25 protein-coding genes and 1 tRNA gene are annotated in these 26,107 nt (G+C 52.6%); 16 read left to right on the top strand and 10 right to left on the bottom strand.

Translation table 11 applies throughout. From position 1 onward, the window contains the following. Positions 1-35: 35 nt before the first annotated feature. From fabD to SBL51_RS02065, 4 genes are all read right to left on the bottom strand, one after another. Entirely contained in the window at positions 36-980 is a 945-nt protein-coding gene (gene fabD, locus SBL51_RS02080; RefSeq protein ID WP_317928808.1) for an ACP S-malonyltransferase, read from the bottom strand. A 59-nt stretch (positions 981-1,039) separates the two neighbouring features. Further along, on the bottom strand, positions 1,040-2,047 hold the full coding sequence (plsX, locus tag SBL51_RS02075; protein ID WP_317928807.1) for a phosphate acyltransferase PlsX: 1,008 nt from the start codon (positions 2,045-2,047) through the stop codon (positions 1,040-1,042). 3 nt (positions 2,048-2,050) lie between these two features. Next, the gene (rpmF, locus tag SBL51_RS02070) at positions 2,051-2,230 is read right to left on the bottom strand and encodes a 50S ribosomal protein L32 (RefSeq protein ID WP_317928806.1); all 180 of its coding nucleotides are present in this window, start codon (positions 2,228-2,230) and stop codon (positions 2,051-2,053) included. A 70-nt stretch (positions 2,231-2,300) separates the two neighbouring features. Further along, complete coding sequence (locus tag SBL51_RS02065) at positions 2,301-2,837, bottom strand: YceD family protein (RefSeq protein WP_317928805.1); 537 nt, start codon at positions 2,835-2,837, stop codon at positions 2,301-2,303. A gap of 90 nt (positions 2,838-2,927) precedes the next feature. On the opposite strand from SBL51_RS02065, the gene SBL51_RS02060 reads away from it, so the two are divergent. Next, positions 2,928-3,542, top strand: a complete 615-nt coding sequence (locus SBL51_RS02060) for a nucleoside triphosphate pyrophosphatase (protein ID WP_317928804.1) — start codon at positions 2,928-2,930, stop codon at positions 3,540-3,542. A gap of 4 nt (positions 3,543-3,546) precedes the next feature. Here the strand turns inward: SBL51_RS02060 and SBL51_RS02055 are convergent, their stop codons facing one another. From SBL51_RS02055 to SBL51_RS02045, 3 genes are read right to left on the bottom strand one after another with little or no spacing between them, the layout of a single operon-like run. Beyond that, on the bottom strand, positions 3,547-4,512 hold the full coding sequence (locus SBL51_RS02055; RefSeq protein WP_317928803.1) for a S49 family peptidase: 966 nt from the start codon (positions 4,510-4,512) through the stop codon (positions 3,547-3,549). A gap of 36 nt (positions 4,513-4,548) precedes the next feature. Then, positions 4,549-5,208 carry an HAD-IIIA family hydrolase gene (locus tag SBL51_RS02050; protein WP_317928802.1) on the bottom strand — a complete coding sequence of 220 codons (660 nt, stop codon included), beginning with the start codon at positions 5,206-5,208 and terminating at the stop codon, positions 4,549-4,551. 2 nt (positions 5,209-5,210) lie between these two features. Continuing rightward, on the bottom strand, positions 5,211-6,188 hold the full coding sequence (locus SBL51_RS02045; RefSeq protein WP_317928801.1) for an RluA family pseudouridine synthase: 978 nt from the start codon (positions 6,186-6,188) through the stop codon (positions 5,211-5,213). Between the two features lie 1,144 nt (positions 6,189-7,332). On the opposite strand from SBL51_RS02045, the gene rne reads away from it, so the two are divergent. The 7 genes from rne to SBL51_RS02010 all read left to right on the top strand — a co-directional run bounded on the left by rne (position 7,333) and on the right by SBL51_RS02010 (position 12,841). Then, entirely contained in the window at positions 7,333-10,281 is a 2,949-nt protein-coding gene (gene rne, locus SBL51_RS02040) for a ribonuclease E (protein ID WP_317928800.1), read from the top strand. A 117-nt stretch (positions 10,282-10,398) separates the two neighbouring features. Further along, a tRNA-Ser gene (locus SBL51_RS02035) sits at positions 10,399-10,486 on the top strand. Between the two features lie 208 nt (positions 10,487-10,694). Further along, positions 10,695-11,375 carry a Bax inhibitor-1/YccA family protein gene (locus SBL51_RS02030; RefSeq protein WP_317928799.1) on the top strand — a complete coding sequence of 227 codons (681 nt, stop codon included), beginning with the start codon at positions 10,695-10,697 and terminating at the stop codon, positions 11,373-11,375. Positions 11,376-11,442: 67 nt separating this feature from the next. Beyond that, on the top strand, positions 11,443-11,829 hold the full coding sequence (gene tusD / locus SBL51_RS02025; protein WP_317928798.1) for a sulfurtransferase complex subunit TusD: 387 nt from the start codon (positions 11,443-11,445) through the stop codon (positions 11,827-11,829). A gap of 4 nt (positions 11,830-11,833) precedes the next feature. After that, the gene (gene tusC / locus SBL51_RS02020; RefSeq protein WP_317928797.1) at positions 11,834-12,202 is read left to right on the top strand and encodes a sulfurtransferase complex subunit TusC; all 369 of its coding nucleotides are present in this window, start codon (positions 11,834-11,836) and stop codon (positions 12,200-12,202) included. A 4-nt stretch (positions 12,203-12,206) separates the two neighbouring features. Then, positions 12,207-12,506, top strand: a complete 300-nt coding sequence (gene tusB / locus SBL51_RS02015; protein WP_317928796.1) for a sulfurtransferase complex subunit TusB — start codon at positions 12,207-12,209, stop codon at positions 12,504-12,506. Further along, on the top strand, positions 12,503-12,841 hold the full coding sequence (locus tag SBL51_RS02010) for a TusE/DsrC/DsvC family sulfur relay protein (protein ID WP_317928795.1): 339 nt from the start codon (positions 12,503-12,505) through the stop codon (positions 12,839-12,841). The genes tusB and SBL51_RS02010 overlap by 4 nt, the downstream gene beginning before the upstream one ends. 43 nt (positions 12,842-12,884) lie before the next feature. Here the strand turns inward: SBL51_RS02010 and SBL51_RS02005 are convergent, their stop codons facing one another. Beyond that, positions 12,885-13,292: a secondary thiamine-phosphate synthase enzyme YjbQ gene (locus SBL51_RS02005; RefSeq protein WP_317928794.1), complete on the bottom strand. Its 408-nt coding sequence runs from the start codon at positions 13,290-13,292 to the stop codon at positions 12,885-12,887. A 103-nt stretch (positions 13,293-13,395) separates the two neighbouring features. Here SBL51_RS02005 and trmA point away from each other — a divergent pair, with 103 nt between their 5' ends. Further along, positions 13,396-14,517 (top strand): tRNA (uridine(54)-C5)-methyltransferase TrmA, encoded by a 1,122-nt coding sequence (gene trmA, locus SBL51_RS02000; protein WP_317928793.1) that lies wholly within the window; start codon positions 13,396-13,398, stop codon positions 14,515-14,517. A gap of 62 nt (positions 14,518-14,579) precedes the next feature. Here trmA and SBL51_RS01995 read toward each other — a convergent pair whose 3' ends face one another. Beyond that, positions 14,580-15,032: a DUF2489 domain-containing protein gene (locus SBL51_RS01995; RefSeq protein WP_317928792.1), complete on the bottom strand. Its 453-nt coding sequence runs from the start codon at positions 15,030-15,032 to the stop codon at positions 14,580-14,582. Positions 15,033-15,265: 233 nt separating this feature from the next. Here SBL51_RS01995 and SBL51_RS01990 point away from each other — a divergent pair, with 233 nt between their 5' ends. The 7 genes from SBL51_RS01990 to SBL51_RS01960 all read left to right on the top strand — a co-directional run bounded on the left by SBL51_RS01990 (position 15,266) and on the right by SBL51_RS01960 (position 25,231). Then, positions 15,266-15,685 (top strand): hypothetical protein, encoded by a 420-nt coding sequence (locus SBL51_RS01990; protein ID WP_317928791.1) that lies wholly within the window; start codon positions 15,266-15,268, stop codon positions 15,683-15,685. Beyond that, positions 15,682-16,539 carry a glutamate racemase gene (murI, locus tag SBL51_RS01985; protein WP_317928790.1) on the top strand — a complete coding sequence of 286 codons (858 nt, stop codon included), beginning with the start codon at positions 15,682-15,684 and terminating at the stop codon, positions 16,537-16,539. Before SBL51_RS01990 ends, murI begins: the two co-directional genes overlap by 4 nt. Before the next feature lie 94 nt (positions 16,540-16,633). Beyond that, on the top strand, positions 16,634-16,927 hold the full coding sequence (locus tag SBL51_RS01980) for a hypothetical protein (protein WP_317928789.1): 294 nt from the start codon (positions 16,634-16,636) through the stop codon (positions 16,925-16,927). Positions 16,928-17,116: 189 nt separating this feature from the next. Next, positions 17,117-19,831 carry a PD-(D/E)XK nuclease family protein gene (locus SBL51_RS01975; protein ID WP_317928788.1) on the top strand — a complete coding sequence of 905 codons (2,715 nt, stop codon included), beginning with the start codon at positions 17,117-17,119 and terminating at the stop codon, positions 19,829-19,831. Next, positions 19,824-23,255: a UvrD-helicase domain-containing protein gene (locus SBL51_RS01970; protein ID WP_317928787.1), complete on the top strand. Its 3,432-nt coding sequence runs from the start codon at positions 19,824-19,826 to the stop codon at positions 23,253-23,255. Before SBL51_RS01975 ends, SBL51_RS01970 begins: the two co-directional genes overlap by 8 nt. A 265-nt stretch (positions 23,256-23,520) precedes the next feature. After that, a complete protein-coding gene (locus tag SBL51_RS01965) occupies positions 23,521-24,597 on the top strand; it encodes a 3-deoxy-7-phosphoheptulonate synthase (protein ID WP_411860458.1) in 1,077 nt (358 codons plus the stop codon). Between the two features lie 298 nt (positions 24,598-24,895). Continuing rightward, positions 24,896-25,231 carry a hypothetical protein gene (locus SBL51_RS01960; protein ID WP_317928785.1) on the top strand — a complete coding sequence of 112 codons (336 nt, stop codon included), beginning with the start codon at positions 24,896-24,898 and terminating at the stop codon, positions 25,229-25,231. Between the two features lie 153 nt (positions 25,232-25,384). On the opposite strand, the gene nfuA is transcribed toward SBL51_RS01960, so the two are convergent. After that, positions 25,385-25,969, bottom strand: a complete 585-nt coding sequence (nfuA, locus tag SBL51_RS01955) for a Fe-S biogenesis protein NfuA (RefSeq protein ID WP_317928784.1) — start codon at positions 25,967-25,969, stop codon at positions 25,385-25,387. Positions 25,970-26,107: the final 138 nt, after the last annotated feature.

Here is a 26,107-nt window from a genome sequence, read left to right as displayed (position 1 = left end):
CCTATTATTAAGGTAAATTAGGATTTTCTGGTTTATCAATTGCTGTTGGCGGCAACCGCTTTGCTCATGGCGTCGATTGAGTCGGTGCTATCGCTACTGATCGATCGATCGATTCGTTTAATCAAACCACACAGCACCTTGCCAGGGCCACACTCCACCGCCTGAGTGACTCTCTTAGCGGCCAGCGCCTGAACACAATCGACCCACAATACAGGCTGATAGATCTGCTGGATCATAACCTCTTTTATACGCTCCGGCTCCACTTCGCTCTGTGCGTGAACATTGTGAATCACCGGTACAACAGGTGCTTTAAACTCTGTTTCAGCTACCAGGCTAGCCAGTCGATCGGCAGCGGGTTTCATCAGGCTGGTATGGAATGGCGCACTCACTGCCAAGGGCACCGCCTTCTTTGCACCAGCGGCCTTACAGGCTTCGATGGCACGTTCAACCGCTGCTTTATGGCCCGCAATAACCACCTGCCCCGGAGAATTATAGTTAACCGGAGAGACAACCTCCTCCCCTGCAGCGGATTCACAACACTGGCGGATAAGATCGTCATCCACACCAATGATGGCAGCCATAGAGCCAACTCCCGGGGCGACAGCCTCCTGCATGAATTGCCCGCGGGAGCGCACCAGCCGCACAGCATCTTCAAACGCAACGACGCCACTGCAAGTTAACGCAGACCACTCGCCCAGGCTGTGACCCGCCATGTAGGCCGGTTTTATGTCAGATAGAGATTGCCACACCTGCCACAAACCGTAGCTGGCGGTAAGAAGCAAAGGCTGGGTCACTTCAGTCATATCAATGGCGCCATCTTCGCCATTCTGGCAAAGATCCCATAGATCGTAGCCCAACACTTCGGACGCGCGACTAAAGGTAGCACCAATAATTGGGTACTCCTGCGCCATGTCGGCGAGCATACCTTTGGATTGCGAACCTTGACCAGGAAATACGAACGCTAAATTAGAGGCACTCATAACAAAACTCTTCTTAGAAGTGGATTCAACAGTTCATGTAACTTATTGAAAATTGGGAACTATTCTATAAGTTGGTTGGCGCACTGCTCAGTAAGGCGGCCAATCAGACGCTTGGCAGACATATCTCGCGCCAGCTCCAAAGCGTACAAAAAACTACGCTCATCCGCCGCACCATGGCTCTTCACCACACAACCATTGAGCCCTAGAAAACAGGCGCCATTATAGCGAGCGGGTTCAAATTGTTTATGCCATTTTCGCAACAGAGGCCGGGCAATTTGGCCAAGAAGACGGCCGTAGAGGTTCTGATGAAAAGCACCCTGCAACTGGCTTAGTGCCATCTTAGCGACTCCCTCACTGACCTTAAGGGCAACATTGCCAACAAACCCATCACAAACGATGACGTTCACGTCGCCACTGTATATCGAGTCACCCTCAATGAAACCGGCATAATTAAGTTGCCGGTTCTGCGAGAGTATCTCGTGTGCCTCTTTAATAAGGTTATTACCCTTACTGTTTTCGATGCCAATGTTGAGCAGCGCTACAGTCGGACGTCGGATTTCGTCTATCTCCTCGCAAAGTGCGCTGCCCATCAGTGCAAAATTGACCAGCAATGAGGCATCCGCTGTTGCGTTGGCGCCAAGGTCCAACATATAGCTGTGGCCAGTAATCGTAGGAATCGCTTTACAGATAGCTGGCCGCTTAAGGTGTTGGAATGTCCCTAAAAAGTGACGCCCAATCGCCATCAATGCGCCGGTGTTACCACTACTGACACAGGCATCAAAAGGCACCTCTTCTGCCAACGAGGCCAATGCCAACGCCATACTGGAATCCAATTTATTGCGTAGCGCGTTTGACGGCGACTCGTCCATGGAGATAACAGAACTACTCTCCTGGAGGCTTATATTTGAGGGCAATTTTAAACCGGCTAAGGCAAAGGGATCACCATAGAGTCTAAGGTGAACGGAAGGGTGAAGATTGGCAAATTCGATAGAGGCAGGGATAGTGGCGCGGGGACCGAGGTCCCCGCCCATAGCATCGACAGCTATGCGGAAAGGTTTGTCTAACAAACGTTACTCTTCGCCGGAGTCAACAACCTTTTTACCGCGGTAAAAGCCGTCTGGGCTTACGTGGTGACGCAGGTGTTTTTCACCACTGGTTGGATCCAATGACAGGGTTGGGCCAGTCAGGGCATCGTGTGAGCGACGCATTCCGCGACGAGAACGAGTTTTGCGGTTCTGTTGAACAGCCATTTTACAAGCTCCTAAAATTCAAACTGTTTAATTCTAGTCTAATGCAGCTAGGGGCGCCTTCTGCAAAAATCTATTTCGGCGAGCCCTTAAGTTGCTCCAAAACGCTAAATGGGTTGGGCTTCTCACCCTTCTGATCACTGCTGTCATCGCCAGAGCTATAAGCTTCTGGCTTGAGGCAAGCCTGTTGATGGTACGCCACCATGGGTAGCGCCAACAGAATCTCGTCCTCTACCAAACTGTATAAATCCGCGGCATTGTCGGTGACAAACCATGGATCCAATCGCTTGGGCAACTCTTTGGCTCGCTCCTCGCTTGGCACTATGGCCAAACTGACCTCGGTATCAACCGGGTAGGTCATCGGGCTCAAACATCGCTGGCACAACACCAGCACATCGGCTTTAACTGTTCCAGTTACCACAGCGAGCCCCTGTTGATCGATACCCAGCGATAACACCAGGGAGACATCCCCTTCATCGCTTTCCAGTGCCGACTGCAGACGATCCAAAGCCCGAATTGGTATTATGCCGACCAAATCACTGCCTTGATGAGCCATTTTACGGGCATCAATCAGCCTTGGCAGCACTCTCAAATCCGGGGTGTGATTCATAGGCGCGCAATTCTAGGGATACAACCCTGAGCTGTCAAAGAAAAAGTCAAATTTCACACAGATATGCCGTAAATAGGGAGAAAACCCATTTTGAAACTCGTTTTAGCTTCCACATCCAGCTATAGAGCCGAGCTATTGGCGCGCTTTAACCTCCCATTCCAACAATTGGCCAGTCAAATTGAGGAACAGGTAATTCCAGGCGAAACACCCATTGATAGAGCCCGGCGCCTGAGTTTAGAGAAGGCTCAAGCTGTTGCCGACCAGTTGGCAGAGCCTGCTTTGGTGATTGGCTCGGATCAGGTGGCATTTCTTGGCGACCAAATTCTCCACAAACCGGGCGACCTAACCAGAGCCCGTGAACAACTTCGCCGCTGCAGCGGCCAGGAAGTCAGCTTTGCGACCGGCTGCTGCCTACTTAACAGCCAAACCAAGGATAACCACGCCAGTGTCGATTTGGTGAAAGTTAAGTTCAAAACCCTGACACCCCAACAAATCGAGCATTACCTACAGGTCGATGAGCCCTATGATTGCGCTGGCAGCTTCAAGGCCGAGCAACTCGGTATCGCGCTGTTTGACTATATAAAGAGTGAAGACCCGACCGCGCTTATTGGCTTACCCCTGATCAGCCTCGCTAGACACCTAACCGCATTTGGCTACAACCCTCTAAATTCAGCTGGATTATCGCCATCCGCTACTATTACCTAGACTTTTACTGCAGGGTTAGTGATTGCTGGGTGGTTAAATATTTGGCAAACCCGGCGCCCATAGAAACACCAAAACGCTCGAGGATAGCAGCCAAAGGATTGGGTTTGGCGCCGTAGCTGACCATTTTATCGACACCAATAACCTCTCTGGCCACGTAACCGGCACTGCCTAGGCCATCGACCAGCCCCATCTCCTTAGCTTGCTCACCATTCCAAATCAGGCCGCTGTATAGGTTTTCACTGGCAACCAGGCGATCACCGCGCCCTTTCTCTACCTGGGCGATAAACTGCTTATGAGTGTCCTCTAACACTGTTCGCCAGAAGGTTACCTCCTCTGGCTGCTGGGGGCTGAAAGGGTCTAAAAAGGCTTTGTGCTCACCCGAAGTGTAGCGGCGGCGCTCCACACCCAATTTGTCCATCAGGCCAACAAAACCAAAGCCTGAGGCGGTAACACCTATTGATCCCACCAGGCTGGCCTTATCGGCATAGATCTCATCGGCAGCTGCGGCAATATAGTAGGCGCCGGAGGCGCCCAGATCGGAGATTACGGCGTAGACCTTCTTCTCTGGGTGTAGGGCTTTCAAGCGATAGATCTCGTCGTTAACGTATCCTGCCTGTACCGGACTGCCACCGGGGCTATTGATCGCCAACAGTACTGCCTTGCTGTGTTCTGCCTCAAAGGCTTTGCGCAGTGCGCCTACAATGGCATTGGCATTGGCTTTTTCATCCGCCGCGATCACCCCTTCAACGGGCACTACCGCCACGTGATCGTCCTTAACATTAACGCCGCCTGTGCGCGTTGCATTGACCTGGAAAAGCAATAACGCCGCAAAAATATAGATGAAAACCAAAACCTTAAAGAATATACCCCAACGCCGGGCACGTTTTTGCTCTTTTGTGGATTCGAGCAGTAGTTTTTCGATCAGCGACCATTCACGTGGATTCGGGACTGAGGGAGAATCTTGTTGCATGAGTACCTGCTTATAATAGTGATCAAAAATGTGTGGTTATTGAGTCTTGTTAGCAGCCGCGGGTTCAATCTGCCAGCCCAATAACTCTTTTATGTGATCGATAATCACGGCGGGACGATGCTGGTTAAGCTCGGCCACTGAGTGCGACCCAAAGCTGACACCAATTCCACGCATACCAGCTGCGTTGGCCATAGCCAGGTCAAAAGTGGTGTCACCCACCATTACCGCCCGGGTATGACACATGTTGAGCTCTGCCAGTAGCTCCAATAGCATTTTCGGGTTTGGCTTGGAGGCCGTCTCGTCGGCGCAGCGGGTGGCGCAAAAGAAATTCTGCAATCCCGTTTCATATAACCCTCGGTCGAGCCCGGCCCGGCTCTTGCCCGTAGCCACCGCTAACCGGTAGCCTCGTTCTTTCAACTCAAGAAGAGTCTCCTTTGCACCGTCAAACAACTGGGGTTGGCTTGTATCGCGGTTAAAAGCATCACGATAGAAATCAGCAACCTGCGCTCGCGTGGATATGTCTTCATCTGGCAACAGTTGCTGGATGGCCTCTGGCAGAGCCAGCCCAATCACGCTTTTGGCTTCAGCAGCCGATAAATCCTCCAAATTGGCCAAATTTGCGGCCTCTTGTAAGCACCGGACAATCTTATCCAGTGAATTGCACAACGTACCGTCCCAGTCAAAAACAAACAGCATGCTTAGTTACCACTCCGTAAAACATCGAGCAAACTGGCGAAATCGCCAGGTAACGGCGCCTCAACCACGAGATCGCCCCCTTCATGCCCGGGTATTGCCAGTTGTGCCGCGTGTAGACATAAGCGTAACGGCAGTTTTGCAGCGAGTGACCGATTGATATCATCGCGGCCATATTTGCTGTCCCCTACCAGTGGATGACCCAAATATTGCGCGTGTACGCGGATTTGATGGGTGCGCCCGGTGAGAGGCTTGGCCTCAACCAGGGTCAAATCGCCAACACCAGGCAGCTGAAAGCGCTCCAGTATACGGAATTGCGTTTGGCTGGGTTTGCCATCCGGTTTTACCTTAACGATTCGGTTGCCATCGGCCAGCTCCATGCGCAGTAGCGGTGCATCCACCAAAACAGCCTTCTCGGGCCAGGCGCCAACCACCAGCGCACAATAGCGCTTGTCAACGCCACCGGCTGAACGCAAAAAGGCTTGCAAGGCCCGTAGTCGAGACCGCTTTTTAGCCAACATCACGCAACCAGAGGTCTCTTTGTCGAGCCGGTGCACTAACTCCAAATAAGGACAGTCTGACCGAACCTGTCGCATAGCCTCTATTAAACCAAGAGATACGCCATCGCCACCGTGAACAGCAATGCCGGCGGGCTTGTTAACCACCATCAAACCTTCATCTTCGAAGAGGATGGCATTAGACAGACAGTGCCAAAGTGATTGACTGGGTACGGGTACCGGGGGCCGCTCTGCCAAACGAAGCGGTGGGATACGGATCAAATCACCACTTTGCAGCCGATACTCAGGTTTTACCCGTGCTTTATTGATCCTCACCTCCCCTTTACGCAATATCCGGTAAATTCGGGACTTAGGCACCCCCTTTAAACGGGTTAACAGGTAGTTATCGATGCGCTGGCCAGCCGAATCTGCGTCAATAGTGACCCACTGGGCACCAGGCTTGGGACTTTGAGATTCTTCCTGCAATGAACTACCTCGTCTTAATGGAGAGCTGCCAACCGCAAACCGGTTAAACCATCTGGTCATCAACCTTTCGAGCCCTGGCCCGGGTATGACCTATAGTGGTGATAACGGGTTCAAATCAAGGGAATTGGCGGTTTGGTGAGTGAAAAAGTAGGCAATCATAACCCGAGAACCCCGCCATCGGCTGCTCAAGTTCACCTAATTCGTCCCAAAAGCCTCGAAATACGCCCGAAACTGCCCTTCGGGAAGGGTCTAGGTTGCTCTAATGGGTGCTCGCTGATATATTGCGAAATGGTCTGGGTTAGGCTGGTTTCTTGGTTACGCATTTTGTGCCTGAAGGAAATACCGCTAAAGACCACAAACAAGATTCGAGAGATCACGGCCTAAGTCACTGTTTAGCCGGCTGGATACCCAGTAAGGTCTTTCTGATCAACACAGGTCGTAAGAGTTGGCTCGCATATCAACATAGCTGACAGATTGAAACGGCCTGACTTGTAAACAAACCAGCTCATCAAGCTGATTAAATGAAACTGCGCTAGAGTTGCGCAGGAAGTGTAAAGCGAATAGACAAGTTTAAATCAACCAACTCATACTGCGGCGAATCTGAGCCACAGCAACTCCAAAGAAGAGGCGACTCAAACCGAGAGTAGTTGGTTGATAAAAAGAGAGTCAGGATCACAGCGTTAGGTAGCTTAGGATCGATATAAATGGGTAGAGGCCCCTCAGAGCAATGCTCGGCAGGCCTCCCAATGTCTAGGCAGATGTTAATCCCAATAGAGCACGAGTTGCTCCGGCCCAAAAAAGGGCCGAGACACAACCATTTATAGCGAAATCCAGTAACCGATGATGGTCCGACTGTTTTTAGTAGGTCCCTTTAAAGTACTGTCACACAAGACAAGCAAGCCCCACTTCATAAGGGACAGCATGGGCAATCGATCAGAAAAAGAGATCCTATAAACACCAAAAACTGCTTACAAACCGTGTAAATCAGCCACACAAAGGCCGAAACACAATCAGGGTAAACCACCAACACGAACGGATAGATCCCTGAGCTGTAAGCCAAAACTGATGTTTAGAGCCTGCCCCTGCTCCATTCGCGTCACACTCCCCGCCCGCCTTAGCGCCTAGCTATAAAGTTAGGACATCAATGAAAAGAATGCTTATTAACGCTACACAGCCCGAGGAGTTACGGGTTGCGTTAGTGGATGGTCAGTGGTTATACGACCTCGACATCGAAAACAAAACTCGCGAACAGAAAAAAGCTAACATCTACAAAGGCAAAATCACCCGCATTGAGCCAAGCCTGGAAGCCGCATTCGTCGATTACGGCTCCGAACGCCACGGTTTCCTCCCCCTTAAAGAGATCTCCCGAGAGTACTTTTCCAAGAGCCCCAAAGAGGTCGATGGCCGCGTCAAAATCAAAGACGTGTTGAAAGAAGGCACAGAGGTTATTGTCCAGGTCGATAAGGAAGAGCGTGGAAACAAAGGTGCCGCCCTCACTACCTTTATCAGCTTGGCAGGCCGCTACTTGGTTCTTATGCCTAACAACCCACGCGCGGGTGGCATCTCCCGTCGAATCGATGGCGACGAACGCGACGACCTGCGCGAAGCACTTAATAAAATTGAAGTTCCCAGCGGCATGGGAGTGATCGTGCGTACTGCGGGCGTTGGCCGCAGTGCCGAAGAGCTACAGTGGGATTTGGATTACCTTCTGCACCTCTGGAGCACCATCAAAACCCAGGCTGACGAGTCCAAGGCACCACAATTCCTCTTTCAAGAGAGCAATGTGATCATCCGAGCCATCCGGGACTACCTGCGCCCGGATATTGGCGAAGTCATTGTCGATAACAAAGAAGCCTACGATCTGGCCTGCATGTTTATTGACCAGGTCATGCCAAACTATCGCAGCAAAGTGAAGCTCTACAGTGAGAAAACATCACTGTTCAGCCGCTTCCAGATCGAAAGCCAGATCCAAACGGCTTTCCAGCGCGAAGTCAAGCTCCCTTCCGGCGGCTCCATTGTTATCGATGTCACCGAGGCCCTGGTCTCAATTGACATCAACTCCGCCCGCGCCACCAAAGGTGGCGATATCGAAGAGACAGCTCTGCAAACCAACCTCGAAGCCGCCGACGAGATCGCCCGCCAGCTGCGTCTGCGCGATATTGGCGGCCTGCAGGTGATCGACTTTATCGATATGCAGTCCTCGAAGAATCAGCGCGAAGTGGAAAACCGCCTGCGCGATGCTCTGGCGATGGACCGCGCCCGCGTGCAAACCTCCAGAATCTCACGTTTCGGCCTGCTGGAGATGTCCAGGCAGCGACTGCGCCCGTCACTGGGTGAAACCACTTCCAAGGTCTGCCCCCGCTGTAGTGGCCAGGGCACGATCATGAGCACCAAGCCCATGGCCCTGGCGATTCTTCGCCTTATCGAAGAAGAGGCTCAAAAAGAACACAGCGCGGAAATTCGCGCCATTACGCCGGTATCCGTGGGTACCTACCTACTCAACGAGAAGCGTAAATCGATCACCGATATCGAGACGCGCAACAACACGCGCGTGGTTATCGTACCCAGTGATGAGCTCCATACCCCCCACTTCGAAGTACAGCGTCTACGCGCCGACGACGAAGGCGCCATGGAGACCAGCTACAAGATTACGCTGACGCCAGAAGACATCAGTACTGAGCAAAAACAGAGCACCAAAGAGGTCTCACCAGAACTGCCGAAGCCTGTTGTCCAGCAAATTGCCCCCAGCAAGCCAGCGCCACCACCACCTAAAGAACCAGGCCTGATCAGCAAACTGATCAAAATGGTCAAAGCGCTGTTTGAAGGTGAGGAAGAGAAGAAAAAACCAGCGAAAAAACGTAACGACTCTCGCCGTCGCTCAGACTCCAGCGCCAGCAATCGCGGTAAAAGACCACGCAGTGGCGGTAAAGATAACCGCAACAGAAATCGCCAGGAGTCGCAAGAAGTTGTTGATAACCAGCAACCTGCGAAGGCCGCTGCAACCGACGAGCAGGAAAACAAACAGAAGCGACGCCCACGCAAGGATCGCAAGCCACGTAATCGCAACCCAGAAGCAGCGACCGAAACGGCACCTCAGGAGACAACCCAGGCACAGGCCACACCTGAGAGCGAAGACCGCCCAGCTAAGCGACCAGCCAGCAAGCGTGCCAGGCCGCAGCCCCGTCGACGCGGACGCCGTGATAATGCCGAAAGCGGTACCGTAGCGGATACGAGCGATCAGTCTGTAGCCCTAGAGAGCCAGGTGCAGCCCACTGCTGCTGAAATCGAAGAGTCTTTACAGCAGCAGATCGGCAATGCAATTGCCGCTCAGGAGCAAGCCTTCAGCGCAGAGCAGCCGGCTGAACCTGAAGTAGAGCAACCACAAGAGGTCAGTATCGCCACATCAGCACCAGCTGAGGAAGCAGTTGTTGAGCCGGCCCTGTCAGAGGAGGAGTCCACTTCTGCCGAGGAGATTGTCTCTGTGGAAGTCGAATCCACTGCCAATACCGCTGAGTTTGGTTACGATCAGGGCGATACCTCTGCGACTGTTCACCTGAAAGAGGCTGAACCAGAAGCAGCTCCCGCAGAAGCCAGCGTAGCGGTAGAGCCAAAGGCGGAGCCAGAACTAGGAAAGGCTGAGCCAGAAGCAGCCAGCGAAACTGAGTCAGCACCGGAGCCGGTTGCGGCAGCCGCCGCAGAAGCAGTCGAAACGGAGCGCGAACCGGCAGTAGAGGCTGAAGCCGCTGTCGACACCCCCGAAGCCGCCCCCCAAGCTGAAACAGAAACCGCTGCAGCGCAGAGTGAAGTAGAAAAAACCGCAGAGGTTAGTGATAGTTACGCCGCCAGTACCACTCAAGAGAGCGCACCAAGTACTCTGGCTGTCACTGCCACGCCAGCTAAAGAGTCCGGACGCGCGAGCAATGATCCACGGGTCAATCCGCGCACTCAAGTGAGCCACGACATTCGCTCGGTAAGCCATGTTGTTTCGTTGTCTGAACCCTTGGATACCAGCAAGCCAGCGTCTATCAGCCGACAGCCTCGCGACTTACAACGGCCAGCCAACGACCCGCGCAGCAAGTCTGCGGCCAGCTGAGGATTACTGCCCGGCCAAGTGCCGGGCATTTCCCATTAAAAATCTAACAATCCCTGCAAAAATAAAGAGTTACGCTATTGCCTTGCTTTGCTAGCTCTGTATAATCGCAAACCTTCCGGAGGGGTGGCTGAGTGGTCGAAAGCGGCGGTCTTGAAAACCGTTGAGTGTAACAGCTCCCAGGGTTCGAATCCCTGCCCCTCCACCATCTTCCCCCAGTTCGAACGCCCCAAAATCCCCAAGGTATTACTGCTTTTCTTCAAAAGATAATTCATTTCTCCGTTAATCATTCAGCTGTATATCGATCCGGTTGTGAATGAGAATAATTATTGAGATTGAACCGAATAAGCTTGCTTTTGGTCTAACCGTCCGTATTATTTTCACCGAATTCTATTTCTAATAACTGGAGAACATCTATGCGAGACATTTCTGCAACATATTCCGCTGTTGATCAGGCGGGACAGGTCAGCAAGGTATTGCGTAACACCTATTCGTTGCTGGCAATGACTCTACTGTTCAGTGCTGTGACTGCAGGAATCGCTATGGCGGTTAACATGAGCCACGGTATGGGTATGGTGTGCAGCTTGATTGCACTGGGGTTAGTCTGGTTGGTACTGCCAAGAACCGCAAACTCGGCTAATGGTATTTGGGTAGTATTTGCCTTTACCGGTTTACTGGGTGCCGCGCTTGGCCCAATCCTCAACCGTTATTTGGGCATGGCCAACGGTGGCACCATTGTTATGCAGGCGCTGGGCGGTACCGCACTGGTCTTCTTTGGTTTGTCTGCTTATGTTTTAACCACCCGTAAGGACTTCTCCTTCATGGGCGGCTTCCTGATGGTCGGCCTGTTGGTGGCCGTGGTCGCCTCTCTGGGCGCGCTGGTAGCGGGCCTCTTTGGGGTTGAGATCAGCACTTTTAGTTTGGCGATTTCTGCGCTGGTTGTGCTTTTGATGTCTGGTTTTATTCTCTTTGACACCAGCCGTATCATTCACGGTGGTGAAACCAACTACATAATGGCCACCGTCGCCTTATACCTGGATATTTACAACCTGTTTACCTCTTTACTCCACCTGTTAGGCGCACTCAACGACGAGTAAACCACTCTCCAGCTGTAAAGTTAAAAAAATGCCCCATTAAAGGGGCATTTTTGTTTACTATTCGACCATGAAATTTGCTCTTATTGTCCTCTCCCCGCCCGCCTCCGTCGCAAGTTACAGCGCCTACAATTTCGCGCGCGCGGTTATTAGCTCCGGCCATCAGCTGGCTACGGTTTTTTTCTACCAGGATGGCGTTTACAACGGCAACGAGCTAACCACACCACCGCAGGATGAGTTGAACTTAACGCGACTGTGGCAAAGTTTACGGGATGACTCGCCCGTTGAGTTAACAGTATGCATAGCAGCCGGTATTCGCCGCGGCGTATTAGATTCAGCCGAGGCAGTACGCCACCACAAGGTCGCTGGCAATCTCGCTGATGGTTTTACGCTGGGTGGGCTGGGTCTGCTGGTCGATGCAGCCAACCATTGCGACCGCCTTGTTACTTTTGGGTAATGTGATGGACGACGAAACTAAAAACTGCCTGCTATTGGTTAGCCACCCGCCCTACTCTACGCGCAATGGCCGCGATGCAATCGACGTAGCCCTTACCTTCGGCGCCTTTGAGATGGCTATAACCGTCCTCTTTAAAGGCGATGGGGTTTGGCAATTACTAGCCAACCAGCAGAGCGACAGCATCGGCCAAAAATCGATCGCCAAATTGATAACCGCATTGCCTATGTACGATATAGACGACATTTACGTCTGTGCCGAATCGCTTGCGCAACGCGGCATACAGGTAAGCGACCTGGCAATCGCCGCACAACCCCTGGCTGCTGATGGTATCCACCAACTGCTTAATAACCAATTTCATATCTTGAGCTTCTGACCTCGTGATACTACACATTCTCAGTCACTCCCCCACTGGGGCAGGCTATATCGAGGAGTGCTTATCACTACTCACCGCCGAGGATGCCCTGTTGTTAATTAACGACGGCGTCTACACGGCCAGCGCCCAATCCCCATTTGCCGGCCACCTGCAAGGGTGTAACTGTCCGCTCTATGCACTAGCTAGTGATGTGAAAGCCCGCGGCCTGGAGAACCACTTGCTGAACAATATCCAGCTGGTGGACTACGAAGCCTGGGTTGAGCTGGTGGCAAAATATCCACGCAACATGAGTTGGTACCCTTGAGCAGCCTACGCCTTGCCAGCGGGGAGAGTGTTGCCCTGGACGAAAACGGGTTTCTGGCAAATTTGGATGATTGGAATGAAGCAGTGGCGCAGCTGCTGGCCACTGAAGAGGGGTTAGAGCTAACCGAATCTCACTGGGAAATCATCTGGCTGCTACGAGATTTCTACAACACCTACACTATTTCACCTGCCATGAGGGTATTGGTTAAGCAGATTAAAGCTCAGCTGGGGCCCGAGAAAGCCAGCAGTATTTATTTATTGAAACTCTTCCCTGAAAGCCCGGCTAAAATCGCCAGTAAAATCGCTGGTCTGCCCAAACCCACCAACTGTCTATAGCGCATCAGAGCGCTTAACCGCAAACACACCTATTGGCAACAGCTTAGGCCCCGAGATGAACCACCAGGTTACGGCGCCCCCCCGCATGGCGATGCTCCCACAGATAAACCCCCTGCCAAGTGCCCAGCGCCAAACGCTGATCCATAAATGGCACAGCCAAACTGGTGGCAGTGAGTGTCGATTTAATATGGGCCGGCATATCATCGTCCCCTTCCAGGGTATGGCTATAGAGCGGATCGAGCTCTGGCACCAAACGATTTAGCCAACTCTCCAAATCGGCCTTGGCGCTTGGGTCATAGCTCTCCTGAATGATCAAGCTGGCGGAGGTGTGCTGAATAAAGAGCGTGCACAACCCAGATTGCAAACCCGATGTACTGACCAGCTCATTGACACGCGATGTAATGTCATAGAGCCCCTGCTGATTCGTAGCGACCGTTATTAATCTGATCACGGCTATAACTCCCTCTGCCAACCCTATTACACAACCTTAAGAAGTTAGCCTCCGCCGGGCCTCGTTCTGTTACAATCTCGCCTGTCAACATGAGTAACCTTTGATGTCCAGCGATTTTATCCGTCCCAGCCAATATCAGGCCGAACTTAATGTCAAGTTACAGGCGATGGAGCAACTGTTTGCTCCGTTGCACCTGCCAGAGATAAACCTCTTTCCTTCAGCTCCTACGCACTACCGTATGCGTGCGGAATTTAAAATCTGGCACCAGGGCGATGAATGTTTTTATGCTATGCAGCCTCCCGGTGATAAATCAGCGCCACCCATTTTGATGAGCGAATTCCCAGTGGCAAGCGAAACGATTAATTTCGCCATGCCGGTGCTACTGCAGTTGTTAAATCAATCCCCTCTATTGAAACGAAAGCTATTTCAGGTCGAATTTCTTAGCAGCACCACCAAGGAGTTGCTGATTACACTCATCTACCACCGTCCGCTCACCGATGAATGGCAGCAGCAGGCCGTTGCTCTGCAAGACAACCTGCAACAACGCCTGGCCGGCAATCTTGCCAAGCTCGATATAATTGGCCGCAGCCGGAAACAGCGAATAATTTTGGGCCGCGACTTTGTTAACGAAACACTCGAGGTAGACGGTAAAGCCCACTATTACCAACAGGTGGAAAATAGCTTTACGCAACCCAATGCCGGCGTCTGTCAAACCATGCTGCAATGGGCTGTGGATTGCGCAAAACAGCTTACCGGCGATTTACTGGAGCTCTATTGTGGTAACGGAAATTTTACCATTCCACTCTCCTACCAATTTGAGAGAGTGCTGGCGACAGAGATCTCCAAAACATCGGTCGCCAGCGCACTACACAATATAGCGGTTAACCAACGCACCAATATAGATATCGCGCGCCTCTCCAGCGAGGAGTTCAGCCAAGCTTATCAGGGCGTACGTCCATTTCGCAGGCTGGCTAATATCGATTTGCCAGGCTTTAATTTCTCAACCATTTTTGTCGACCCTCCCAGAGCCGGCCTGGACGAACAGACCTTGGCGCTAGCGGGCCAATTTAAAAATATTCTCTATATCTCGTGCAATCCATATACGCTGCAGCAAAACCTTATCGCCCTGCAGGAGAGCCACGAAATCAAGGCATTTGCCCTGTTTGATCAATTCCCCTACACAGATCACATGGAGTGTGGTGTCTGGCTAAAAGCTCGAGAGTAGTCGCCCCTGCACCTCACCAAAAGAGATCCACGGAGCGGCTGGCAAAGATAAATTAGCGGTCGCTAAAATTTCTTATCCATAATGCGTGTGGCTGCATCCAACACAAAATCGCCATACTCTCGCTCCAGGTCTTCGCGCTGTTGATCAAATTGCAACTTCTGTTTGGTGCTCAGATCTTTCCAAGCATCGAGTATTGGAATGTGAGCGGTCTTCTCCGCAAGTATAAAAAAAGCCTGGTATTCGTGTTTGGTCTCATCATCGATCGCCAAGCTCTCCAGCAACACACCAATACGGATACTGGCCTCAGTTAAGGTCAGCTGCCCTTGTATAGCACCGGATGCCAACACTTGAATACTGGTATTGATGCGTTGGCGCTGTGCTTCCCGTTGCTCTTCCAGCTCCTGTAATTGCTGTTTTTGCTGTTGCTGCTGCCTGATCAACAACCAAACATAATAGGCTGCAATCGCGGCCAGAATTACTATGATTGCTACCGCCAACACTACAATCCAATACATACGCAAAAACCACCTCAAGCAGGCCCTGGCGCGTTTATCTCGCACTAATGCGGAGAGTTACCAAACAAGGCCAGTTAGATTCAAAACAACAGCTGGTATAAAAGTAGGCAAGCCCACCTAATTGGGTAATTGTTAACGCAATTTCGGCGATTAACGGCTGGCAGAGCCAAGATTGCCCACTGATGATCGCCTTGCTAACATGCGTTCACACTCACGCTTCGACGCTTTCGTTCATGACCGATACTGAGCATCTCACCAACACCATCCGGGCACTTTGTGCCAAGGGGTATCAGCAGTACGACTCCGGTCAATTTGAACAAGCACTGCGGCAATTCTACCAAGCTTGGCTGGCCCTGCCCAAGCCGCAAAATCAATACCCACAAGCGGGCTGGGTTTTGGCAGCCATAGGTGATTGTTATTTCCGTATGGCTAAATTGCCCCAGGCCCTGGAAGCGCTGGAATCCTGCTTACACTGCCCGGATATGAACGATAATCCCTTCGTTCGCTTGCGCTTGGGCCAGACACTATTAGAGTCTGAGCAGCTACTGGAGGCACGCAAACAGCTACTAAAAGCCTACCAAATAGGCGGCCGTGAGTTGTTTGCCAAGGAGTACCCCAAATACCTCGCCTGTATTGAGGATCTCGTTGTTTGAACACACAACGCCAACCCCGTCCCATCAACAATGGCAACCCAACCGTGCTGGTTTTTGATTCCGGCGTGGGGGGGTTGAGTATCGTGCAGGAATTGATCAAAAGGCTACCTCAGCTCAATGTAACCTTTGCCGCCGACAACGCCGCCTTTCCCTACGGCACAAAAAGTGAAAGCGAATTAATCGAGCGTGTCGATATGGTGTTGCACGGGCTGCAGTCGACGCTAAAACCGGACCTGATTGTGGTGGCCTGCAACACAGCCAGTACCATCACCCTTCCGGTACTGCGCGAGCGATTTTCAATTCCGGTGGTCGGCGTGGTGCCGGCAATTAAGCCCGCGGCACTCATCAGCCACAGCAAAACCATCGGTTTGCTGGCAACACCAGGCACAGTCAGCCGTGACTACACCACGCAATTGATCGCAGATTTCGCGCCGCACTGCACAGTGGTTAAAGTCGGCAGTTCTAAATTGGTTGAATATGCAGAACGCAAATTGATTTCGGGCGATGCACTAATGGCAGAGGTGGCCGATGAAGTCTCCATTTTTACCAGCGACGCTGTGGCCAGCGAGCTGGATACTATTGTTCTCGCCTGTACACACTTTCCCCTACTTAAGGAAGAGCTCAGTGCGGCCCTTCCTAACATTCGCCATTGGGTGGATTCCGGATCGGCAATTGCTCGACGTGTAGAGAGCCTGTTATTCGACTCGAATGAGGTTCTGAAAACCAAAATTCCAAATAATTATAATCCACCGATATACCAGTCGGTTTTCACTGCGCCGATAAATAACCATACTTTTCTTATGGAGTGGCTCGCCAGCTGGTTTGGCGATCACTGGTCAATTTTTGTGGATTAACGCGCCATTCAACCGCCACCACCTACTCGATCCTATGCTAATTTTAAAGGGTCATTGACACCCTGATTGATTTAAAGCAATGGAGACTTGGCTAATGAAGCTTTCCCTTAAACTAGTGACCGGTTTTGGTTTGTTTGCACTTTCAACCGGACTGTGGGCTTGTGATAAACCTTCAACACCTGAGGTTCCAGATCCGGTTACTGCGGTAACCCCACAAATGGTAAAAGCCAAAAACGATGTTAAGGCGTATATGGATGCGGCCAATGCGTTTTTAGCCTGTGTTAAAAATGATCAAAAATATAATCAAATGGTCGACGAGATGAACAAAGTTGCAGAGGACTTCAACTCTGCCGTTCGTGACTTCAAAGAGCGCATGGCCTCCAGCTAGACCATAAAGTCTCCTAGCCTAAGTAGTAGCTCTTTACCCGGTACACCAGCACCTTTTACAGGGTTGGTGATACCTCCCCAAACCGCCCACGCGCATCACTTTCCACTTGCCACTGCATCTCACCATCGCTACTCTTTAGCGCTAAATTTTCTGTAAATTCACTTTATCCTTTCAGATGGGAATAGCATTTTGCCCAAGCTGTTCAACATCGAGCCCCTACTCGGTTATTTACGTAACGGTGAAACAATCATCACCGCCAACTCCCGCCAGTCAGCGAAAATTCGTTCCGCTTATACCCAAGCCATAGCGACTCAACAGAGCGTGGTCTTGGCTCCGAAACTCGGTAGCCTGAATGGTTGGCTAGAGCAACGCTGGAGTGAATTACAAAGCCACAATGACGAGGTAGCCAAGCTGATTGCTGTCGGTTCCGTTACCCGGAGACTGATGTGGCAGGAGATTATCGACACCGATCTCGACGGCCTGCCGTTAGTCGGTTCCGAGCAGCTCTACCCGATTGCGGACTCCGCTCTCAAGAGCTTACTGTTATGGCAACAGAGCCCGAAAACCCTAGCCGATAACTCAGAAACCAACGCAATCTTTCAACGTTGGTTTGAACGCTTTCTGCGCAACCTGGAACAGCGGGAATGGATTTTGGCTGAGCAGAAACAGCAACGTCTGCTGCAAGCGTTTACCGATGGCAGACTGCCAAAAGCGGAGCAGGTTTTGCTGTTCGGATTTGACGATATTCCGCCATTAACTGAAGCACTACTGCAGGCGTCGGCAGAAACAGTCAGTTATCTTCAGCCTGCTGAGGTGAGCGGAGCCCAGTGTCAAAGACTCAGCTTTCCCAATAAACAGCAGGAGATAGTCGCAGCGGCACAGTGGGCAAGATCTCAGCTGGAAGCCGCGCCCAACAAATCCGTAGCTATTATTGCGCCTAACCTCGGCCAAATCCGCGATGAGGTGGAGCAGGTTTTTATCGAGGAGTTTGAACCTCACTACCTCAACACCACCCAGGATCGTTATACCCTGCCCTTCAATTTTTCCACCGGCGTGCCCCTGGGCTCAACCCCGATTGTTCAAGATGCCACTGATCTACTGCGGCTTCTACAGGGGCGTATTGCCATCGATACCTGCAACGCCCTGCTGCAATCCCCCTATTGGTTAGTCGACGACCACCCCGAGCAGGCGCAGGCGCTGCTTATGGCCCTTTATAAAGCGCCGCAAGCGCAGATTAGCAGTGCCCAATTCCGTCACTACTGCGCCCAAACCGAAGCACTAAATATCGGCAATCCCTGGCTCAGCATTGATCAACAGCTTCGCCATGGCGCAGCTAAAAGGTCCACCAGTGAATGGTTGGATTTTATACTCGATTGCCTGCAAATTTTGGGGTGGCCGGGCCGGCGTCGCCTCGACAGCAGTGAGTTTCAGCAGGTAACTCAATTCCAGGGGCTGCTTGAACAGATGGTTGCCGGTGATCTGCTACAACAGGCAATGCCTCTGGCGGATACCATCGGCCTTATTACCCAGCTGGCACAAACCACCCCCTTCCAGGCACAAACACCAGAGTCACCTATTCAAATTTTGGGAGCGCTGGAGGGGGCGGCGCTCAATTTTGACTACTGCTGGGTATTGGGTTGCGATAATGTCTCCTGGCCGCCGCCACCCAATCCAAACCCACTCTTACCCTTTGAGTTGCAGAGCCGCCTGGCCATGCCCAATGCCACTGCAGCCAAGCAGCTCGCCTACGCCCAATCGTTAACCCAGCGTCTTAAAACCAGCTCGGACTGGGTAATCTTCAGCTCGGCTGAGATGGACGGTGAAAGCGAGATGAGCCCCAGCGGACTGATTACCGACATCCCCACCAGTGATTGGACGACCATTCTCCCTCCGGTAACAACGCCGGTTGACAGCCAAGCCGAACCCTTGCAGACCAAATGGGAGGCCACGGGCCAACTGTTGCAGGCCCAGGGACAATGGCAATGGGTCGATTGCGAACAGGCTCCGGCAATCTCGCCGGGCGCAAACCAGGTGGGTGGAGTCTCCGTGTTACAGTGGCAGGCTGCCCTGCCCTTCAATGCCTTCTGTCGCTTCCGACTGGGGCTGCAACCTCTGCCAACCATCGAAAACTACTTAACCGCCTCAACCCGGGGCCAGATCACCCATCTGGTGCTGGCCAATATCTGGCGGGAACTGAAAAGCCAAACAGCACTCCTGGCCCTGTCTGAGCCAGCGTTGACAGTTTTAATCGAAGAGCAGCTAGAGAATGTGGTTACCAGCTTTCAGAGCTTTGTGCCCACCCTCACCCCGGAGATAAAACGGCTGGAGATCTCCCGTCAACTGCAGTTCCTCACATTCTGGTTTGCCCTGGAGAAGAGCCGGGAAGATTTTACTGTGGAGGCCATTGAAGAGGAATATGAGGTCAAGATCGCCAATATGACCTTTAAGCTACGCCTCGACCGGTTGGATGAGATTAACCAACAATATCTGCTTGTCGACTATAAAACCGGTAACAGCCAATCCATCAACGAGTGGCTACCCGGGCGAATAGCCGCCCCACAGCTACCGCTCTACACTCTCAATAACCCTAGCGCCATCAACGGCATCGCCTTTGCTGCCGTTAACAGCCGCAACCAGAACCTGGTTGGCGTGGGTGATTTCAAAAGCTTACCCGCAGGCATGAAAACCTCGGATCAGTTTGCCAAAACCAGTTGGCCGGAGCTGCTACAGGCGTGGCAGAGCGATCTAGAGTCCCTGGCCGAAGAGTTTAAAAGTGGTGCAACCCACATTCACAACTACCACCCCAGTGTCACCCAATATCAAAAGGATTACCTGCCGCTGAATCGCTTACACGAACAATCCGAGCTCTACCGGGTCTGGCTGGCGGGTAAAAACCATGAGTAGCCGCGCCCCTGCCGATCAGTCCGTACGTGACGAGAGCCTGGCCGTCGGCACTTCATTTGTGGTTACCGCCCCGGCCGGCTCTGGTAAAACCAGTCTGCTAACACAACGGGCACTGAGCCTGCTGGCGGAAGTCACCACCCCGGAAGCGGTACTCTGCATTACCTTCACGCGCAAAGCAGCCGCCGAAATGCGCGACCGGGTGGTTAAGGCCTTAACCTTTGCCGCCGAGCAACCACAACCTGAATCGGGCAATGAGCGCAAAACCTGGCAACTGGCCCGCGCGGTGCTGCACAAGGACCAGCAGCATGAGTGGCATTTGCTACAGAATCCAGCCAGGCTGCGCATCACCACCATCGATGGCCTTTGCCGGGCGATTACCAATCAACTGCCACTCGACAGCGGGCTGGGCCTTGGTCTGGACAACATCGACCAGCCGGAACTGATCTACCGCCTGGCCGCGCGCGAGACCATCGCCTGGATCGAGCGCCCGGGCAGCCCCTACCAGAGTGGCATCGCCGGGCTGTTGACGGCATTGGATGGCGATGCCCAACGGCTGGAGAACCTCTTTATTCAGCTCCTGGCTAAGCGCGATCAATGGCTGACGCCATTGATGACCGCCCGCGATCAGCGCCATTGGTTGGAGCAGAATATCGAACTGCTGGCGCAAGACCAGCTTCGGCTCTGCCAGCAACTGCTAGCGCCTCTGGCCGGCGACCTACTGCGTTTGGCCAACTTCTGTGGCAAGCAGCTGGCAGAACTGGGCGATGATAGCGCCATCGCCGACCTGCACAGCCTGGCAACACTGCCTGCGGCCGAATCGAGCGCTCTCCCCAGCTGGCGCGCGCTGCTCAAGCTGCTGCTCACCAACAGTGGCGAGTATCGAAAACGCTTCGATAAATCCATAGGCCTGCTGCCGGGTGCCACTACAGCCGAAAAGGCTCAGAGCAAAGAGTACAAGCAGCTGGCCGCGGAGATCATTGAAGGTTGCCAGGCCATTGCCGGTTTGAAGGAGCAGTTGGCACTGACCCAGCGCCTACCCGCGGCAGAATACCCCGCCGAGGCCTGGCAGTTCCTCGATAACCTGACGCTGGTACTACCACTGCTGGTTGGGCACCTGAAAACACAATTCAGCCAAAGTCACTCGGTCGACTTTATTGAGATCAGCCAGGCCGCCATTGCCGCCCTGGATGCGGAGCAGATTACCGATGTACTGCTGCGCCTGGATTATAAAATCCAGCATATTCTGGTCGACGAGTTCCAAGACACCTCCCACTCTCAACTACAGCTGCTGGGCCGTTTAACCGCAGGCTGGCAGGCAGACGATGGCCGTACGCTGTTTTTGGTGGGTGATGGGATGCAATCGTGCTATGGCTTCCGGGGGGCCGATGTGGGTCTCTTCCTGGAGGTACAGCAGAACGGCATTGGTAACATTCTGCCAAGCGCACGTGCCCTCAACACCAACTTTCGCAGTGAATCGCCCATTGTGGAATGGGTTAATCAAACGTTTGTTTCAGCCTTCCCCCAAACCGACGATATCGCCCGTGGTGCCGTGCGCTACACGCCCGCCCAGGCGTTCCACATCAATGGCAACCCGGCCACAGAAAACAACAGCATCCACTGCTACGGCTTACTGGCCAGTGAACCTGGCAGCGCCTCGGCTATGGAGGCCCAACAGGTGGTGGCAATTATTCAACGGACGCGCAACCAACACCCAGATGAGACCATCGCCGTGTTGGTACGCAGCCGTGGCCACCTCAGCCGAATTACCGCGGCACTTGGTCGTGCCGGCCTATCCGCCATGGCCACCGAGATCGAACCCCTTGCCGAACGGCAGGCAATAGTCGACCTCATCTCGCTCACCCGGGCCCTGCTCTACCCGGCCGACCGTTTGGCCTGGTTCAGTGTGTTACGGGCGCCCTGGTGTGCCCTGTCACCGGCTGATCTGCTAGCCATTGCCGAGGCTATCGCTCACGGCGAAAGCACCCCTTCCGTGTTGAGCTTCCTGCTCAACGCACAGGTCGCCGACCTGGCTATCAGCAGCGACGGTAAAAAACACCTGGAGACATTGCAAGCGGTCATAAAGAGTGCCTGGCAAGAGCGCCGCCGCAAACGGCTACGCCATTGGCTGCAAGGTATTTGGATGAGCCTGGCGGGCCCGGCTGGCCTCCTGGAGGGGAGTGATCTCAACAACGCCAACGTCTATTTTCAGCTGCTCGATAAGCATGAACGGGCCGGTTATATCGCTGATTGGGAGGCCTTTCAGTTGGCCATCGACAAGCTTTTCGCCGCCCCCACCGCCGGCGCAGACCCCAAGCTGCAGGTAATGACCATTCACAAGTCCAAGGGCTTGGAGTTCGATCACGTTATTATCCCGGGCTTGGATAAACGCACCCGCTCGGACGACAAGGAGTTACTGCTCTGGCAATCGCGGCTCTCACACGCCGGTGATGAATTGTTGCTGATGGCCCCCCTAGCCGACGACAGCGACCCCGACGCCCCCTCGCTCTACAAGTTTCTGCGCGAAGAGAACAAAGAACGCAGCCGCTATGAATCAGTGCGCCTGCTTTACGTCGGCTGCACCCGGGCCATCAAACAGCTACATCTGCTCGGCGCATTGCAGTGGGACGAGAAAAATGGCGGCCCCAAAGGGCCCAGCGAGAACACGTTATTAGCCAGTATTTGGCCAATTTTTAACGCCACTATGCAGCTGATCGAACCCGTAACCACAGCCATAGACGAGAGTGAGCAGAACGTGCTTCGTGCGGTCGATGACACCCCTCCAGAGCAGTGGCATAAAATCCGACGGCTGGTACAAAGCGCAGTGGTGGAGCTCCCGGCCAGTGACCTGTTGGCACCGTTTCGCGGCCGCGAATTTGAGCAGGAGAACAACACCCCCGACTTTGCCAATTACGCCAATCTGGTCGCCCGAGCAACCGGCACAGTAATCCATCGGTTACTGGAGGTTATCGCCATGCGCGGCATCGAACAGTGGACCCCCGATACCCTGGCAGACCTGGCACCACAGATTTCCGCTTGGTTAACCGAGCATGGTATCAACAGCAGCAAGACAACCCGTGAGCTGATGCGTTTCACCACGAAACTTCTGGAGTCAGAACAGGCCCGATGGGTGCTGTCCGGGAATCATCGCGAGAGTGCTTGTGAACTACCGTTGCTGGAGACCGAAACCGACAGCCTATATATCATCGATCGCACCTTCATCGAGGATGGCGTACGTTGGATTATCGATTACAAAACCAGCCAACCCCGTAGTGATGAGAGCCTGGAGAGTTTTCTCGACAGAGAATTGGCTCATTACCAAAAGCAATTGGCCAACTACGCGCACCTGTTTGCCGAACTGCAATCCAATCCGGTTCAGACCGCGCTCTATTTCCCACTTATAGACCACTTATGCCCATTAACCTGAAATATGGCGAAGATAGTAAAGTTTTTCGCGCTTGGGGGTAAATTTACGCCCCTGTTTCGATTATTATGCGCGGGTAGGCAAAGAGTGTAGAAAGGTCGCCCACCAATGTAAGCGCTAGCGCTTAGCACAGTTTTTTTGCGGAAGAGCGGTTATAGCAATGCCGCGATTTAAGCAAAAAAAGTTTCCATGAACGAAAAGGATTGACTACCAGGGACCGGGCACCTTGGCGCATAACCTTATTAAACCTAGCAATTTTATAGGCACAATCATGAGCCAAGACATAGATGACTTAAATGTGGTTTCACAAGAATTACTGATCACTCCCAGTGATATCAAACGGGAACTCCCCCTATCTGCCGCCGCCGCCGCAACCGTCACTGAAGGCCGTAAAGCTGTACGAGACATACTGGATCGTAAAGACCCACGCCTGATGGTAGTGGTCGGCCCTTGCTCCATCCACGATGTAGAAGCGGCTATGGATTACGCCCACCGCCTGAAAGAGTTGGCAGCCCGGGTACAGAATACGCTCTACATCGTTATGCGGGTCTACTTTGAAAAACCGCGCACAACCGTGGGCTGGAAAGGCCTGATCAACGACCCATACCTCAACGACTCCTTCAAAATTGATGAAGGGCTGCGCATCGGTCGCAAACTGCTGCTGGATATTTCAGAACTGGGGTTACCCACCGCCACTGAGGCACTGGACCCTATTTCACCGCAGTACATGCAGGATTTGATCAGTTGGTCGGCCATCGGTGCGCGCACCACCGAATCCCAAACGCACCGCGAGTTGGCCAGTGGCCTCTCTTCCGCTGTGGGTTTTAAAAATGGTACCGATGGCAGCCTCACTGTGGCGATCAATGCGCTGCAATCAACCGCCAATCCACACCGTTTCCTGGGTATTAACAACGATGGCCAAGTCTCTATCATTCACACACGCGGCAATCGCTATGGCCACGTTGTGTTACGTGGTGGTAATGGCAAGCCAAACTATGACTCCGTTAGTGTTGCCATGTGTGAGAAGGAGCTGCAGGCGTCAGGCTTGGAGCCGAACATCATGATCGACTGCAGTCACGCCAACTCCAATAAAAACCACGAGTTGCAACCTTTGGTAATCGACAATGCCACCAATCAGATTCTTGAAGGCAATAAATCGATTATCGGGTTGATGGTTGAGAGCAACATAGGCGCCGGTAGCCAGCCTATTCCAGCGGATTTGGCTGACTTGAAATATGGAATCTCCGTAACGGATAAGTGTATCGATTGGCCGACCACAGAGCAGGCCCTGTTGAAAATGGCCGCACAATTGGAATCGGTACTGCCTACCCGCCTCACCCCTTAATTGGAAGCTTTGCCTGCCAATGGTGTTGTCGCCATTGGCAGCTTCCAAATATCAAAAAAAAACTCCCCCGCCATCCGCTGCTGCCTGTTACAATTATCTGACCGTTTATTACAATTGATTCATATAGCTAGTGGTTATCTTTTTTAAAACTTGTTAGCTTAATGTAGTTTTAAAAAGGAGAATGCTTTACTAGCCTGATTGAGGATATCGGGCTGAGAGCTAGTGGAGGAGCAAGGATATGGGTTTCAACCGCTCGTACTATGACTACAAGCAAGACCATGGCCCCCAAGATGGGGTTATGCAGCGTGCAACGGCCATTGAGTGCCAAATTCGCATCGCCAGCATGCTTAACAAAGACTACCTGTTTCTGTTAAGTGATGAAGAGATCAGCCGGGAACAAGCGATTAGTGAGCTGATCCCCTTTCTAGCCGATGACATCCTGATGGACCAGTCTTCCACAGAGATCATCACCGTCCATTGTAATAATCTCGGCCAACGAATCTACCGTCGTTTTGATATCGAATGGGCAGAAACCGGCCCCTATTTGGTTCGGCCCAAGCATCGCAATGCGATCGTCAAAATTCAGTACCTGGAAACACTTCTCGCCTACAGCTCGTGTATGGACGACGAGTAATCCATTCGCCCGTAACACGGCATTAGCGCTGAAAATCCGTTAACTGAAAAGCCCGTTAATAGATCAACAAAAAGCCGCTGTCAGACAGCGGCTTTTTTCTCTTTGCTGGTTGTTATTTACTGGCCATCGGCCTCAGAGTTGCTGCTTGAGGGCTTAGTAGTAAGCGTGACTGGTATCGGTGTGGTCGGTCATATCTTTCACACCCGCCAGTTCCGGGAGTTTCTCCCTCAAGGTTTTCTCCACACCCTCTTTCAGAGTTAGATCGACAGCGCTACACCCCTGGCAGCCACCACCGAATTTCAGCACTGCGTAGTTATCTTCGGTCAGCTCCACCAGAGAAACATTACCGCCATGAGCAGCTAAACCTGGATTGATTTCGTTATAGAGGACATAGTTGATCTTATCCTCCAAAGGGCTATCGTCTGAGACCTTAGGCATCTTGGAGTTGGGAGCCCTTATGGTGAGCTGCCCGCCCATCCGATCGGCAGCGTAATCGACCTTGGCCTCTTCCAGGTAGGGCAGACTGCGCTGCTCGAAGTAAGCGGTAAAGCCACTGTATTCAACCAGCACATCGTCCTCTTTCTCTTCACCAGGGCGACAATAAGCAATGCAGGTCTCTGCTTGCGGCGTACCTGGGGAAGAGACAAACATGCGAATACCAATGCCATCGACTGCCTGTTTCTTCAACAACTCAGCCAGGTACTCCTGTGCCGATTCAGTAATAGTGACCTTAACCATATTGTGAGTTACCAAACTTCTATACAAAAAAGAACGACGGTGAGTTGGCATGTTGAAATGACTTCACACCAACCAAAACCCGACTGCAATAGTCAGGATTGTGCCAAACATTTGCCCGCTTCTCCAGTGGCAGCGCAA

Source organism: Halioxenophilus sp. WMMB6, assembly GCF_033283405.1.
Lineage (GTDB): Bacteria > Pseudomonadota > Gammaproteobacteria > Pseudomonadales > Cellvibrionaceae > Halioxenophilus.
This window is presented reverse-complemented; position numbering and strand designations above follow the sequence as displayed.